Here is a 14402-nt window from a genome sequence, read left to right as displayed (position 1 = left end):
TAGCTACCCGATAATGATTTTCACTATGGATTAGATTAATTTTTCATGAATGAATTTGATGATCATGATTCTATAATACTATGCCGATCATGTGATTTGGCAGTGAGAAAACGAGCGTTACCCTCTAGTTCTCGCGCTATTTGTCCGCGTTGTCATACTGTTCTCTATGATTCACCGTACTGCTCTATCAATGGTATGTTGGCGCTATGCGTTGCCGCGTTAATTATTTTCATTCCCGCTAATTTGTTACCAGTACTCGAAATTCACTTTCTTGGCAGTGTCAGAACCACGACCGTAATGCAGGCTGCTATGACGGTTTGGGCCGAAGGATATTGGGTCGTAGGCTTAGCGGTAATGGTTGCGGCTGTTATCGCCCCTGGATTATTAATATTGTCGATACTGGCGCAAGTTGTTATTGTCAAATTAGAATTGCACAGCTCATTTTGGCAAAGAACTTATACGACATTGCTAAAAAATCATGGTTTGATATCACAAATGACCATGCTAGAAATTTATGTCATCAGCTTCTTGGTATCTGCATTCCAACTATCTGATTTTTCTGATGTCTATTTTGGTATGGGGACATTCAGTTTTACCATGCTGTTTGTCATCATTCTTTTTTTACAACGTGAATATAAACTTGAGCACATGTGGAGTTATGTTGATGCCTAAAACTCCAATGAATCCCGCTAATGAGCTATCCTCAGCAAGTGAAGAGCCTCATGTAAATATTAACCAGGAAGCCCCAAAAAAAGCTCAAGCCTCTTTGCAAGGGCAAAAGTTAGGCTTATGTTTATGCCCTGTCTGTCGCAAGCTGAATTTAACCAGCAAAAATCATTGCCAGCGCTGTTTTAGCCAATTGAGCAATCGTAATTATGCCAGTATCCAGCAGAGTTGGGCTTTATTGATTACAGCCACTATTTTACTTATCGTCGCTAACATCTACCCTATCACCCTCCTGACAAACCGCGGGGTGGTCACTAAGGATACTATTTTTAGTGGTATTAGCCATTTAGTGCAAACAGGCATGTTGCCGATAGCGGTAATTGTTTTTACTGCCAGTATTTTAGTACCTTGGCTTAAGATTTTTGGCTTAGCCACTTATTTAACCGCCATCAGTTTTAACTTGCCGGTATCAAAAAGAAAATTAATGGTTGGTTTTCACATTATTGAATGGATTGGCCGTTGGTCGATGCTCGACTTATTCGTTATCTCATTAACCGTTGCTTTAGTGAATATGGGACAACTGTTAGATGCTAAACCTGCACCTGCTGCAACTGCATTTGCGTTAGTGATCTTACTGACACAACTTGCGGCAAAAGTGTTAGATACTCGTTTACTCTGGGACCGCTTGGAAAACACCGATGACACAAATTGAATCACCGAAAATTGTTAAGAAAAAATTATTCTCGCCAATATGGTTATTGCCTATTGTCGCCTTAATATTGGGTGCTTGGTTAGGGGTAAAAAGCATTAAAGAGTCAGGCATTGAAATTTTAATCCACTTTCCCAGTGCCGCAGGCATTGATATTGGTAAAACATTAGTAAAATACCAAGGTTTATCGGTCGGTAAAGTCACCGATATTGGTATTGATGATGACCTTAAAGGTGTTAATGTCAAAGTGGTAATGGATTATCGCGCCGACCCATTTTTGAATAAAAACACCTTGTTTTGGTTAGTCAAACCCAAAGCCAGTATTACCGGAGTCGAAGGCTTAGATACGCTATTTTCGGGTAATTATATTGCCATCCAGCCCGGAGATGGCCGTTCGGCAACTGAATTTGAAGCACAGCGCGAAGCACCCGCAATTCTCCCCGGCAGTGAAGGCATAATGATCGAGCTTAAATCGCCTAAACTGGGTTCTATTGATGTAGGTTCACCAGTCTTTTTCCGTCAAGCACCCGTTGGCAGCGTTGTCAGCTATCGCTTAGATGGTAATAAGCAAATTATTATCAGCGCTTTTGTTCAAGAACAATATGCCCATTTAGTTAACAAAGACTCACACTTTTGGAATGTATCTGGGCTGAAGATTGATGCCTCTTTAGCGGGTATTAAAGTCAGTACTGAGAGTATTGCATCTATTTTGGCTGGCGGGATCAGCTTTGATACCGGAAGCTATACTGAAAAAGCGCAAAATGGTGATGCTTATATTCTTTACCAAGATGAGCTTTCTGCTATTGGAGGGGTACATTTTAGTTTAACCGCGACCGACAACGATGGTGTAAATGAAGGCACGTCTATCATCTACCGCGGTATTGCTATTGGTGAAATAGAAAAAGTGAGTTTGACCGACACTGGAGTGCAGTTTAGCGCTCGAGTTGAGCATCAATACCAAGGGCTGATCACCAGCGATAGTCAATTTTGGTTAAGTGGAGCTGACTTATCATTAAAAGGCATTAAAAACCTCAGTCGACTGGTCACTGGTAGTGTAATTAATGTGTTACCTGGTACTCAAGCATCTGATAAAGCAATGCAATTTGAGTTAGCCTCTGAGGCCCCAGATTTACTCACTCAAGCTAAGCTTAAGCTCACCGTAGTGGCCAATACGCATACGGGAGTCAGTAATGGCGCGCAAGTTAGATATAAGCAACTCCCTATTGGGCAAATTACCAGTATTAATTTAAGCAAAGACTTTTCAACCGTTGAGTATCAAATTGAAATTCTCCCGGAATTTAAAAACTTACTCACAAAGGGGAGTTTCTTTATTCCAGAAAGCGCCTTAGCCGTTGACGCTTCATTAGCCGGGATTAAGGTTAAGACTCGCGACGTGACCACTATGCTTGAAGGTGCGATTAGCTTAATTCCAAGTAATAGCGCTACCTTGATTGCACCTAACAGCACCTTACCCTTACATGAATCAATCGAGTCAGCACAGGTGCTTTACGCCCAGCAACAGATGACAAACTTTACCTTGACCAGTATTGATGGCGCCGATTTAACTGAAGGGTCACCGATTTATTATAAGAAAATGCAAATAGGTTCGGTCAATAAAATCAATTGGTTTGCTAAGACAGATAAATTTAATATTGATATTAGTATCGACAATAAATTTGTTGCTCTGGTCAAAGCCAATACTGTTTTTTGGCGCAATGATGCTGTCGCCATCAATGCCAGTTTAGCCGGTGTCGATATTAATGTGGCGCCTCTAAAAGGTGCAATCAATGGCAGTATTGCCCTTGGACACATTGACGAGACCGCGAATCCGCAGATCACACAACCTAATCTGCGTTTATATGAGACCAAGTCACTCGCCCTGATGCAGGCTAAGGTGATTAACCTTATCTTGCCTGTGAGTTCTAAAGTGGCTGAGAAAGCCGCTATTCGCTATCAAGGTCATAAAATTGGTGAAATATCACATGTGAAGCTAAACCAAGATTTAACCACAATTAATGCGCAAGCGTATATTTATGGCCAATATGCAAACCATTTTAGTGCCAGTGACAGTGAATATTTTATTGTTGATGCGCAAATTTCTTTAGCCGGTATTAATGCTCCAGAAACGCTACTCACTGGGCCTTACATTGGGGTAATCCCTGGTAATAGTTTGGAATTGATCGATAGCTTTGTTGCTCAACCTCACGCCAACTTTGAGGCTTCGGTGCCTAAAGATTCTTTATCATTCCAATTGGTTGATGATCAGTTAGGCTCTATTAAGGTTGGCACTCCGCTGTTTTTCCGCGGTATTAAGGTTGGTCAAATTGATGGTTATCAACTAGATAAATCAGGCATTGAAATTACCCTGTTTGCTCATGTCAATGCTGAATACAGCCACTTGATAAACCAAAGCAGCCAATTTTGGGATGCTTCTGGGATCAAGTTAGATATCGGTTTATTTTCTGGCGCACAGTTAGAAACGGGCTCACTAGAAACCATACTGGCTGGCGGCATTGCATTTGCAACGCGTGATACAACCTCTGACAGCAATGGTATTGATGCATCGAGCCGTTTTCCATTGCATAAAAATATGCAAGATGAATGGATACAATGGCAACCTTTACAAACTAAGTAGTCTTATCTCGAAATACTCGCGATATAGCAAGATCAAAAGGCCGATATATGTATCGGCCTTTTGATGTTTAACACTCTTAAGTATCAGGAGGTAATGTTAATCATTAACCATAAAACCAATAACACACAGCAATTGCCGCAGTAATACCGGCAAAGTCGGCTGCTAATCCACAACCTAGCGCATGGCGACCATTACGAATACCAACAGAACCAAAGTACACAGCAAGGACATAAAACGTCGTTTCAGTGCTGCCTTGTAAAATAGCCGCTAGACGACCCGCAAACGAATCAACCCCATGATGACTCATGGTTTCTAACATCATGGCACGCGCGCCAGAGCCGCTAAAGGGTTTCATCAATGCAGTTGGCATTGCATCAATAAAGCGCGTATCTGCGCCCAATGCACTAACGCCACTTGCCAACAAGTGTAACGCATAATCTAGTGCGCCAGAGGCTCTAAGAAAGCCAATGGCTAATAACATTGCCAACAAATACGGAATCAGCTGAATGGCTTGGCCAAAGCCTTGCTTAGCGCCGTCGACAAACTCATCATAAACAGCAATTTTGCGATAGCCTGCAACCAAAATAAAACTTAAAATCAGTAACAACAATATGCCATTGCCTAACACCATAGACACTTGCCCTATTGCATCTGCCGACAATGTTACCAAATAAGCTATTGCTGCCATGAATACACTCATAATGACAGCTGCATACGCTAAAATAACACTGTTAAATAACGAAATCCGTTGCACTAAGGCAACAACCAATAGCCCCACTACAGTAGAGACACTCGTGGCCAATAAGATTGGTAGAAAGATATCTGCAGGATTGGCCGCCCCTTGTTGGGCACGATATAGAAATACGGTGACGGGTACTAAGGTGACTGACGAGGTGTTTAACACTAAAAATAAAATTTGGGCGTTGGTTGCAACTGATTTGACAGGGTTAAGGGTTTGTAGATCGTGCATAGCTTTTAAGCCAAGAGGCGTAGCGGCATTATCTAGCCCCAGCATATTGGCAGTCAAATTCATGCTAATACTGCCATAAGCGACATGACCACGAGGCACCTCTGGCATCAACTTAGACAGCAATGGCTCGAATATCCGCGCAAACAAACCGACAACACCGGCCTTTTCGCCTACTTGCATCAAGCCCATCCACAAGGCTAATACGCCAATTAACCCGATTGAAATGTCAGCGGCTAATTTAGCACTGGCAAACAATGCCGTAACCGACTCACTTAATATATTGACGTTGCCATTCACTAATTGGATTACGATAGACAAGGCTGCAATGATAAAAAATAATAACCACACTCTATTTAACACGCATATCTCCATCATCTAGTCAGTTTTACTAACGTCAATATACAGTAATCATTGCCGATCAGGGCGCACAATTCCGTGATATGATCGCTGCAATGACTGCAAAAATAATTTATCGTTTATTATTATGGCCCAATTAAATACAAACTTTATCAATCATATTGAGAAAGAGTTACCAACTCACTTATCTTTAGAAGAGTTTATCGCCTATTGCGACAAACCGCTTCGTAAATCTATTCGGGTGAATACACTAAAAATTAGCACCGCACAGTTCGTCAATATCATGAGCCAAGCAGGTTGGCTGCTATCGCCGATCCCTTGGTGTGAAGATGGATTTTGGATTGAAGGTAAAGACGATGTTCAACTAGGTAATGCCATAGAACATATCCAAGGCTTGTTTTATATTCAAGAAGCCAGTTCTATGTTGCCACCGACGGCATTGTTTTCAAGTAAAGCCAACCCTGAAATTGTTTTAGATGTGGCTTCTGCCCCCGGCTCTAAAACCACTCAAATCGCAGCCTTAATGAATAACAGTGGCTTGTTAGTGGCCAATGAATATTCTGCCAGCCGAGTAAAGGTATTACACGCCAACGTGCTCCGTATGGGCGCTAGCCACACGGCTCTAACCCATTTTGATGGCAGAGTCTTTGGCGAGTATTTATTTGAAGCATTTGACGCCATTTTACTTGATGCACCTTGCGGCGGTGAAGGTACGGTTCGTAAAGATCCATTGGCCTTAAAACATTGGGATATTGAGGATGTTACCGCCATAGGCGAAACTCAAAAAGATTTGATCGAATCGGCATTTTTAGCGCTAAAACCCGGCGGGACCTTAGTGTATTCAACCTGTACTCTGAGCCAGTTAGAAAACCAGCATATTTGCCAACATTTACAACAAACCTTTCCTGATGCAGTTGAGTTTATCTCATTGGCGCAGTTATTTGATGGCGCAGACAAAGCATGTACAGAAGAAGGTTTTCTACATGTTTGGCCGCAAATTTACGACAGTGAAGGATTCTTTGTCGCCAAAATCCGCAAAACAGCCTCGGTTGAACGTCGAAAAAAACAGCCTAAGTTGCAAAAAAACTTCCCTTTTACGGTCGCAAACGATAAACAACAAATAGAGTTAAGGCATTATTTTAAAGAAAGTTTTTCAATCAATATCCCCGCCGACGACATCATTATGTTACGGGATGACGAGTACTGGTTATTCCCAGCTCAGTTTATGCCTTTTATTGGTAAAATGCGTTTTCAGCGTATTGGACTGAAACTCGCAGACGCAATGAAGAAGGGCTACAAAGCGAAACATGAAGCCATCATTGCCTTATCAGCATCAACATACGACGCCCCAAGAACCATTGAGTTGACAGCATCACAAGCTAAAGACTTTTTGATGGGACGCGATATTGCCAGCAACAGCTTTGATGATGCCATACAACAACGTTTGGCTATCACGACACAAGGCGAAATGTTAGTCAGTTATCATCACGCAGTATTAGGCGTAGTAAAGCATTTAGGCCATAGACTGAAAAACAATTTACCGCGAGAGTTAGTCCGCGATAACGTCAATCTAAGCCTATAACGACTTGTAACCAAGTCATTTTTAATCATGACGATAAACCCTATAATCAGTGGCTTGATGTAAAGATGAATTTAATATCAAATTAATAGTGATTTATTTGATTAAATTTCATGCAAAAACCAATCGACCTGACTATAGTTAATCAATGTTTGATTCACTATTTGGCTGCTTAAGCAATCTTAAGCAGCCACGACAGTAGCGCAAGGCTCTTAATCGAGCCCTTTCCCTAGACCCAGAACAATTGGATAGTTTTGGGTCTTTTTTTATCTTATTTTCCAATCAACAAGCAGCAATCCATTACCCCATTATATTGATTTAAAAGTCATTTAATATGGGAAATGGATTATTATTGCCAGAATCTAGTTAGCGACCGATCAACTTAGCAGCATCTTTGAATAAATTAAAAAAGTTATCGGTGGTGTACTGCGCTAACGCTTCAAATTTTTCACCGCGTAATTCTGCAACAAACTCAGCTACATCTCGAACATAGGCTGGCTGATTCTCTTGGCCACGATGTGGCACCGGCGCTAAATAAGGAGAATCAGTTTCTACCAGTAATCTGTCTTTAGGCACTTGACGAATTACACTGCGAAGATCACCCGCGTTTTTGAAGGTCACAATACCTGAAACAGAAATATAAAAACCTAAATCGATGGCCGCTTTAGCCATTTCCCAGTTTTCAGTAAAGCAATGCAATACGCCGCCGACTTTGTCAGCGCCTCCAGCTTTAAGCATATTAATGGTATCTTCTCGGGCATCACGAGTATGAACAATTAATGGTTTATTCACCTCTACAGCTAAAGCAATTTGTTGTTCAAAACACTGTTGTTGCAAGGTTTTAGTATCATTTGAATAGAAGTAATCCAAACCCGTTTCGCCAATAGCCACTACGCGAGGATCGTCAGCAAAACGTTTAATGTCTTCAATATTCAAGCCTTCTTGCACATCGAGAGGATGTACACCAGAAGACAAGAAAACATTATCAAAGGCTGACACCTTGTCGCGCATGGCTTCAAAGCCTTGTTGGCGGACATTGACGCACAATAAATAGTCAACACCTTGAGTTTTGGCATTGTCCATAATAGATTGTAAACTGGCTGAGTCTGGGGCCGCTTTTAAACGGTCAAGGTGGCAATGTGAATCAATTAGCATGGGAATTCTTTCGCAACTACATTAAAAATAAAACAGATGCGCAAGAATACCTAGCTACATAGTGCAGGTCAAATCGCTAGAGGAAAGTTCGCTCGATAATAACTTTTCGATATGGTGTTTATGGCTTTCAACATCCGTTTTAATTTTAACCCCAATACCAGCAGGACGCCCACCGGATGCCCCTAATGGATTAATCCATACCACAGTGCCTTTAAATTCTGTGGCCTGGGTTGCATCAGGTAATCGATAAGCAATCGTAAGCTCTTGGCCTAAAAAATGACTTTCTGTAGTCGCAATAAATAAACCAGCAGGCTTAATAAACGGCATATAAGCACGATAGAGTTTATGTAATGTATCGTAGTGAACAACAAGATCGACCATAAGTAATTATTTTCATTCCATAAATAGGTTAGATGTTAGTATAACCAAATAGCGTTAATTGGTTAGCTTCCTAAATGCGAGAACATATTGTTGACACAATGCTTGAGTATTCACGCTGGGCATAGTTTCAAGCTTATGACACATCTTCATCACTTGCCCGCCAAGATCAATCACTTTAGCTTGAACTAACGGATTTAATGGCTGACGATCCGCTTTTACTTTACTACTTTTTAACACATATTGACGTAAGTACAAATACAAAACATTAAGTGCATCAACAATTTGTTGTTCCGACACCTTGAGTAAACTAGCACTTAAATGGCCCGTTTTTAAACTGTGAGCCCAATCTTGGCGAAATGTTAGCAATTGTTGATAATGCTGACTGGTTAAACTGTTTGCTAACGCCAAAGGACCACCCACAACACTAAGACACCAAGTCACATCGTGAGTTTTACCCTCGGCATTGGCTGCAGGCAACAGCTGCTGCGCAGCTAGCCAGTGTTGGATATCTAACTTAGTCGGTCCAATAAATTTAAGAGTTTGGCAACGGCTAGTAATAGTCGCGAGTAACTGAGCTGATGTATTGGTTTGCAAAATGAGCACAACATCATCACCAGGTTCTTCAAGTGTTTTGAGTAATGCGTTTGCTGCGGCTAAATTTAAGCGCTCAGCATCAACGATTATCGCCACGCGCGCCCCACCTTGTTGAGCCGTTTGCGTTAATTTTTGACATAGCTGACGAATTTGATCAACTTTAATTTGGTTGCCATCTGGCTCAATAATATACAGATCTGGATGATTACCAGCAGCCAATAGCAAACAGCTTTTACATTGACCACAAGCACCAACTGGGGTCAGTTGTTGGCAAAGTATTGTTTGTGCCGCAGCTTTAGCGAGCTTATCCCCCCCAAGCGCTTTATCAATATTGAACAAGTGGGCATGGCTAGTTTTACCGCGATAATGTTGATCAACAAAGCGCTGATGCGGCTCGGCTAACCAAGGTAATTGGTCAATCTGATAATCACTCATATCGCCACATTATCCTTTTTTATAACAATCACAGCTCTGCCATAAGAACGGGCAAATGATGTTGCAATTGCATCTGTATATCATGATGAACCTGCGCCATAGATTGACTAGCATCGATAACCACTATGCTGTCATCCTCATGGGCTAATTGTAAGTAGGTACGCCTGGCTCGTTCGAAAAAATCAATCGCTTGCTGCTCAATTCTATCAAGTTTGCCGCGACTTGCCGCACGACTTAAGCCGAGTGTTGGATCGATATCTAAATACAAGGTGAGATCAGGTTTAAAGCCTCTCAAACAAGCATCACTGACCGCTTTGACTAAGGGCATTAATCCTCGGCCACCACCTTGGTAAGCCAGTGAAGATAAGTTATGCCTATCACCCAGCACCCACTTACCTGCAGCTAATGCCGGTTTGATAACATTAGCGATTAACTGTGATCGGGCAGCATAAATAAGCAAACACTCTGCTTCGTCACATAAGGGGTCAGTCTCATCAGCAATTTTAACTAAATCGCGCATTTTTTCTGCTAATGGTGTGCCGCCTGGCTCACGGGTACACACAGGAGCCTGACCAATATGGCGCTGAATAATATCATTAACCAGGGCTATCGCGCTTGATTTACCCGCACCTTCTAATCCTTCAATGACAATAAACTTGCCTTGCTGTTGACTCATTTTCTTTTTCTCTGAAATTCATTTACGGCATTGTTATGTGCTTTTAACGTGGATGAAAACACATGGCTACCATCATTACGTGACACAAAATATAAATAATTTACGTTAGCAGGATTGGCCGCTGCAAAGAGTGATGCTCGGCTAGGGGCAGCAATTGGCGTTGGTGGTAAACCATCAATAGTATAAGTATTAAATGCAGTCGCTTGGCGTAAATCTTTACGGGTAATATTGCCTTTATAACGCTCACCCATACCATAAATAACCGTCGGGTCGGTTTGCAAGCGCATGCCTTTTTTGAGTCGATTATTAAACACTGCTGAAACCCAATCACGTTCTTCAGGTTTACCAGTTTCTTTTTCAATAATAGAAGCAATAATCAATAGCTCATAGGGTGACGATAAAGCTAAATCAGGATCACGTCCTTCCCATGCTTGGGCTAAGCTCTCCTGCATCATGTTGTAACTACGATTTAATATGGTCTGTAAATTATCATCCGCATGATAATGGAATGTTTCCGGATAAAACTTACCTTCAGGCAAGCCAGATGTATCACCATGTTGTAATAACACTTGGTTAAAGTCATCTGCGTTTTTTGCTAAATGTTCAGTCGTTGCCAGAGTTTGTTGCCACTCAGCAATGGTTTTGCCTTCGATTAGAGTCACACTGAAAACCACTTGTTGGCCTAAATACAAACGTTTTAATAATGCTTCTAATGTATCGCCGGGGATCAATTGGTATAAGCCCGTCTTAATATTGGCAAACTTTGGTTCAAGTTTAACCAGGTATTTAACTTTCCAACTATCAGTAATCAATGATTGTTGCTCAAGCTGTTGCGCAAGCTTAATCACCGATGTGCCAGGCTCTACTGTCAGCGTCTGGCTTTCAGTTAACTGCAATGGCTGTTTTTGATAAGTCATTAGGCCAGATACTAGCCAATAGCCACCAATACAAGTCAAGGTGAATAAAGGAATTAAACTAGCTAATATAAATGTTTTTATTTTTTTAATCATATTATAAATTCACACTTAGAATTTGCCTGAGTCGCGGTGTTTGCGTCCAACGGCTAAATTGAAAATCGTCAATGGCGGTAACATCAATCATGCCAAATAAACTATTGGTTATAAATATATGCTCAGCAGCTTGAACATCGCTTAACGTAAGTCGTGTTGCCATCACAGCAATACCATGACAAAGCAGCGTATCAATGATGATTTCGCGCATCACGCCGCTGACGCCCGCATGCGTTATTGCAGGAGTAAGTACTTGATTATTTCTGACGATAAAAAGATTAGCCATTGATGACTCAATCACATAACCATCACAATCAAACACCAACCAATCTTGATAAGTGTCAACTAGAGCTTGAGACTTAATTAGCACCTGTTCCAACCGATTAAGATGTTTTATGCCCGCTAAAAGTGGTTGTCTGCCTAGACATATCGATGATGATGCTAACGAAATGCCACTTTGCTGCCAATCCAGATAATGATCTGGAATGGCATTAACTGACACGACTTCAGTCACGTTTGAGCTTGACGGTGCTTGATAACCACGGCCGCCGACTCCGCGCGTGAGCAAAAGCTTAATACAATGTTGTGGGTATTGCCTTGCGAGTTGCTGCAGTTGCTCTATTAATAAATCACTGGCATGCCACTCAATACCCAAGCGTTCACAGCCCTGCTGCAAACGACAAATATGACCATCAAGGAATAAAATCCCTGCCGGCATATCAGCTGCTGCGGTGCGCATAGTTGCAAACACACCATCACCATAAGCAACAGCACGATCAAATGGATTTATCGTGCCGTTCTCGTGATGATTAACCCAAACTGGCGCCATTATTTATCCTGGCTGATCCGGCTTGCGACAGCCTCTTGTTGATCTTTATATTTGGAACTTTTACGAGTGTTATAAGGGCGAGCGACCGCTGAACTTAAGCGCTCAAAATTAAGCGCGCCGATGGTCATGCCTGGGCGTAATGCTAATGGCAACTTGCCACTGTTAAAGAACTCAAGCACGATTTTCCCTTGCCAACCAGGATCAATACGATGCGCAGTCACATGCACCATTAAACCTAAGCGCGCAAGCGATGAGCGACCATCTAACCAGCCGACAACGTCGGCAGGTAAAGTGACACTTTCATAGGTCACAGCCAAAGCTAACTCGCCAGGATGGAGGAAAAAAGCTTGGTCGTCAGCGATTTCAATTTTATCGCTCATAATTCGATCAAGGGCTATTTGCATTTCTGCACTGGGGCCACTTAAATCAATAAAAGGTGCCGTATGGTCTTTAAATACCCGAAATTGGCTGCCTAAACGGACATCGACACTGACACCAGAAATGGCTTCTATACCAGGACGAGGATCGATGATAATGCTACCATTATCTAAACATTGCTCAATTTCTATATCGGTTAAACGCATGCGGCACTCTCTTAAATAAGGCTATCTAGCCAATAAATGCTGAATTCTAGTTTTTAAAATATCCGTTGCGATGCGGTTTTTACCACCACGAGGAACGATAATATCGGCATATTGCTTTGACGGTTCGATAAACTGTAAAAACATTGGACGTACTGTTCGTTTATATTGCGCAATAACGGTTTCCATTGTGCGGCCGCGCTCAGCAACATCGCGGGTTAACCGACGTAAAAAACAAATGTCTAATGGCGTGTCCATAAACACACTGGCATCCATTAACTCACGCAGCTTAGGGTCGGTTAATAACAAAATACCTTCAAGGATAATGACTTTTTTAGGCTGCATATTAAGCGTTTCACTGGTACGCGTATGCTCAGTATAGCTATAACAAGGAATACTAACGGCTTCACCTCGTTTTAGCTGAGTTAAATGAGTCGCTAATAATTGATGATCCAATGCTTTTGGATGATCGTAATTGGTTTTGACTCGATCTTCCATGGTCAAATGACTTTGATCCCGATAATAGGCATCCTCATTGATCACACCAATCTGATTGGTTCCTAAATCACGACACAATTCTTCAAAAATTGTTTTAGCAATTAAACTTTTACCTGAAGCCGACGCACCGGCAATCCCAATAATGACACACTGCTGAGAATTCATCTCTTAACCTTACTCGTCTTCTGATATGCTAATTTTTACGGTTGATTGTACTTGTTGAAGTGATAACTCAGCCCCAAGCTTGCGGGCAATTTCGCGATATATCCCTGACACTTCACTTTCTGGTTCGCTCATTACGCTCGGCGTACCATTGTCCATTGATTCACGAATATTGATATGCAGTGGCAGTGCGCCTAACAACGGCACGTTATAGCGTTTAGCTATTTCACTACCACCATGAGTACCAAATGGGTGTTCTTTATGACCACATTCAGGACAAAGATGGAAACTCATGTTCTCGATAATCCCAAGTACTGGGATATTGACCTTGTTAAACATGGTAATGCCTTTTTTAGCATCCGCTAAGGCAATGTCTTGTGGCGTGGTAACAATGACGGCACCGCTTACTGGCACTTTTTGCGACAAGGTTAATTGAATGTCACCGGTTCCAGGTGGCATATCGATAATCAAATAGTCTAATTCAGGCCATTGGGTTTCATTGAGTAACTGTGCTAATGCACCCGCTGCCATAGGACCACGCCATACCGCGGCTTCATCACCACTTAACATAAAACCAATTGATTGCGCAGAAATACCATGAACTAGCGCGGGCGTCATGTGCTTGCCATCTGGCGATTGTGGACGAAAATTAGGAATACCTAACATCAATGGAATAGACGGGCCATAAATGTCGGCATCCAAAATACCCACTTCAGCGCCTTCAGCTTTTAAAGCTAATGCAAGATTCACTGCGGTAGTTGATTTACCCACACCACCTTTACCTGATGCCACGGCAATAACTTGCTTTACGTTAGGAATAGGTGGAATAGCAGGCAGTGCTGAATAAACTCGAGGCTGAAAATCAATTTCACACTCCACTTCATCAATCGCGTCAAGTACAGCCAATTTATTGGTCACAGCCATCACAGTATCGCGATATTGTGTCATGCACGGATAAGGATAAACTAAGCCTAATTGTAGGCGTTTTCCTTCTATCGACAGTGCGGTTACACATCCTGCACTCACTAAGCCTTTACGCAAATAAGGGTCTTCAAATGCTTCTAAAATATCTAACACTGGTGACAATAATTCATCACTTAATTGATAATTTGTATGTGTATTGACCAAAACGGCAACTCCGAAGTAGAAATTTGCTCAAGTGTAT

Annotated in this window: 14 protein-coding genes; 4 read left to right on the top strand and 10 right to left on the bottom strand. The window is 41.9% G+C overall.

Going from position 1 to position 14402, the window contains the following annotated elements:
• The first annotated feature begins 45 nt into the window (after positions 1–45).
• The 3 genes from H5123_RS04495 to H5123_RS04485 are packed head-to-tail and all read left to right on the top strand — an operon-like array spanning position 46 to position 4010.
• Positions 46–672 carry a paraquat-inducible protein A gene (locus H5123_RS04495; RefSeq protein ID WP_124015890.1) on the top strand — a complete coding sequence of 209 codons (627 nt, stop codon included), beginning with the start codon at positions 46–48 and terminating at the stop codon, positions 670–672.
• Complete coding sequence (locus H5123_RS04490; protein ID WP_259395264.1) at positions 665–1378, top strand: paraquat-inducible protein A; 714 nt, start codon at positions 665–667, stop codon at positions 1376–1378. The genes H5123_RS04495 and H5123_RS04490 overlap by 8 nt, the downstream gene beginning before the upstream one ends.
• Complete coding sequence (locus tag H5123_RS04485; protein WP_182697156.1) at positions 1365–4010, top strand: PqiB family protein; 2646 nt, start codon at positions 1365–1367, stop codon at positions 4008–4010. Before H5123_RS04490 ends, H5123_RS04485 begins: the two co-directional genes overlap by 14 nt.
• A gap of 103 nt (positions 4011–4113) precedes the next feature.
• On the opposite strand, the gene H5123_RS04480 is transcribed toward H5123_RS04485, so the two are convergent.
• Positions 4114–5340 (bottom strand): nucleoside recognition domain-containing protein, encoded by a 1227-nt coding sequence (locus H5123_RS04480; RefSeq protein ID WP_182697155.1) that lies wholly within the window; start codon positions 5338–5340, stop codon positions 4114–4116.
• 124 nt (positions 5341–5464) lie between these two features.
• Between H5123_RS04480 and rsmF the strand changes: the two genes are divergently transcribed.
• Entirely contained in the window at positions 5465–6919 is a 1455-nt protein-coding gene (rsmF, locus tag H5123_RS04475) for a 16S rRNA (cytosine(1407)-C(5))-methyltransferase RsmF (RefSeq protein WP_182697154.1), read from the top strand.
• A gap of 363 nt (positions 6920–7282) precedes the next feature.
• On the opposite strand, the gene H5123_RS04470 is transcribed toward rsmF, so the two are convergent.
• The 9 genes from H5123_RS04470 to apbC are packed head-to-tail and all read right to left on the bottom strand — an operon-like array spanning position 7283 to position 14365.
• The gene (locus tag H5123_RS04470; protein WP_124015886.1) at positions 7283–8071 is read right to left on the bottom strand and encodes a TatD family hydrolase; all 789 of its coding nucleotides are present in this window, start codon (positions 8069–8071) and stop codon (positions 7283–7285) included.
• A 54-nt stretch (positions 8072–8125) separates the two neighbouring features.
• A complete protein-coding gene (locus H5123_RS04465; protein ID WP_124015885.1) occupies positions 8126–8452 on the bottom strand; it encodes a PilZ domain-containing protein in 327 nt (108 codons plus the stop codon).
• Positions 8453–8506: 54 nt separating this feature from the next.
• On the bottom strand, positions 8507–9481 hold the full coding sequence (gene holB, locus H5123_RS04460; RefSeq protein ID WP_182697153.1) for a DNA polymerase III subunit delta': 975 nt from the start codon (positions 9479–9481) through the stop codon (positions 8507–8509).
• A 28-nt stretch (positions 9482–9509) separates the two neighbouring features.
• Positions 9510–10157: a dTMP kinase gene (gene tmk, locus H5123_RS04455; RefSeq protein ID WP_182697152.1), complete on the bottom strand. Its 648-nt coding sequence runs from the start codon at positions 10155–10157 to the stop codon at positions 9510–9512.
• Positions 10154–11164, bottom strand: a complete 1011-nt coding sequence (mltG, locus tag H5123_RS04450) for an endolytic transglycosylase MltG (protein ID WP_404948298.1) — start codon at positions 11162–11164, stop codon at positions 10154–10156. The genes tmk and mltG overlap by 4 nt, the downstream gene beginning before the upstream one ends.
• A 4-nt stretch (positions 11165–11168) precedes the next feature.
• On the bottom strand, positions 11169–11996 hold the full coding sequence (gene pabC, locus H5123_RS04445; protein ID WP_182697151.1) for an aminodeoxychorismate lyase: 828 nt from the start codon (positions 11994–11996) through the stop codon (positions 11169–11171).
• Positions 11996–12580 (bottom strand): dCTP deaminase, encoded by a 585-nt coding sequence (gene dcd, locus H5123_RS04440; protein WP_124015880.1) that lies wholly within the window; start codon positions 12578–12580, stop codon positions 11996–11998. Before dcd ends, pabC begins: the two co-directional genes overlap by 1 nt.
• Positions 12581–12601: 21 nt before the next feature.
• Positions 12602–13240: a uridine kinase gene (gene udk / locus H5123_RS04435; RefSeq protein WP_124015879.1), complete on the bottom strand. Its 639-nt coding sequence runs from the start codon at positions 13238–13240 to the stop codon at positions 12602–12604.
• Between the two features lie 9 nt (positions 13241–13249).
• Complete coding sequence (apbC, locus tag H5123_RS04430) at positions 13250–14365, bottom strand: iron-sulfur cluster carrier protein ApbC (protein ID WP_182697150.1); 1116 nt, start codon at positions 14363–14365, stop codon at positions 13250–13252.
• Positions 14366–14402 lie beyond the last annotated feature (37 nt).

It is taken from the genome of Shewanella sp. SR43-4, from assembly GCF_014163845.1.
Classification (GTDB): domain Bacteria; phylum Pseudomonadota; class Gammaproteobacteria; order Enterobacterales; family Shewanellaceae; genus Shewanella; species Shewanella vesiculosa.
Note: the sequence above shows the minus strand (reverse complement) of the source record. Positions and strands in the feature narration are given on the sequence as shown.